Origin of the sequence: Clostridium mucosae (genome assembly GCF_024622765.1) — a bacterium.
In the GTDB taxonomy this organism is placed as follows: domain Bacteria; phylum Bacillota; class Clostridia; order Clostridiales; family Clostridiaceae; genus Clostridium.
In genome coordinates this window covers 1-1,052 of record NZ_JANKAF010000063.1, presented here as the reverse complement: position 1 = coordinate 1,052, position 1,052 = coordinate 1, and the positions used below count along the sequence as shown (strand labels likewise).

Sequence of the window (1,052 nt, the reverse complement as noted above, 5' to 3'; positions counted from 1 at the left end):
AACTCTCAATAAAAAGTTTAATCTCTTCGCTCAAATTACTTTGAGTCTTAATTTTAAGACGTCTAAAAGAATTGCTGGTTTATTTTACTTAACTTATTTTCTGTTCAATTTTCAAAGACCATTTTCTCCATCGCTCTCAAGCGACTTCCTTATCTTATCACTTATGCATTTCATTGTCAACAGTTTTTTATTTTTTTAACTTGCTGATGTATTTGCCTTAGCGACATAAAATATAATATCATCAATATTAACATAATATTATCTTAAAAATAGTAATTATTCTATATTATATTTATTATACTCTATTTTTCTTATATTTTCTTAATTTATATTATATTGATATACAAGGTAATGTTTATTTACTTTTTCAGATTATTCAGAGTATATTTCAATATCAACATCAATAATTAATGCATATTCTAACCATTTTTAGATTATAAAATTCCTTTATATTAAAACTTTCTAATATCTTCATATACATTTAAAATCTGTGTAGTAAACATAAAAAATCTTATTCTAAGCTCTTTAAGGCTAGCTAAGTGCTATACACAAATAAATTATATGTCCAATAGATATAACTTTATTTTTTATAATCTAATATCTTTTACGTAAATTCTTCAAATTAATGAAAATCAATTATGTTGATAATTACTATTTATTAATATATAATGTTGTTTATATTGAGATATATAAAAAGGAGTGTATTAAATGAATTCACAAGAAAAAAATAATAATAAATCACAAGAGGTAGTAGCCCCTAAGAAAGTTAAATATCAATGCCTACACACAACAGAAGCTAAAGAATGTACTTGTATAAGAAGCAAAGGCTTAGTTTTAACAAAATAATTCGATAATTTAATATATAAAATTAAATTAAAATAAAATTATATAACAAAAAAAGACTTAAGAATAAATTCTTAAGTCTTTTTTAATGACCTGGCAACGTTCTACTCTCCCACACAGTCTCCCATGCAGTACCATCGACGCTGTAGAGCTTAACTTTCCTGTTCGGAATGGAAAGGAGTGTTTCCTCTACGCCATCATCACCAGAT

Annotated in this window: 1 protein-coding gene and 1 rRNA gene; one reads left to right on the top strand and one right to left on the bottom strand. The window is 24.6% G+C overall.

Going from position 1 to position 1,052, the window contains the following annotated elements; all coding sequences use genetic code 11:
* Positions 1-708: 708 nt before the first annotated feature.
* The gene (locus NSA50_RS19705) at positions 709-846 is read left to right on the top strand and encodes a hypothetical protein (protein ID WP_195266938.1); all 138 of its coding nucleotides are present in this window, start codon (positions 709-711) and stop codon (positions 844-846) included.
* A gap of 88 nt (positions 847-934) precedes the next feature.
* Here the strand turns inward: NSA50_RS19705 and rrf are convergent.
* Positions 935-1,051: ribosomal RNA gene (rrf, locus tag NSA50_RS19700) — 5S ribosomal RNA — on the bottom strand.
* Position 1,052 lies beyond the last annotated feature (1 nt).

What these genes read in the sequence shown, in the direction of transcription:
- NSA50_RS19705 (WP_195266938.1), top strand. Translation starts at nt 709, where the DNA reads ATGAATTCACAAGAAAAAAATAATAATAAATCACAAGAGGTAGTAGCC.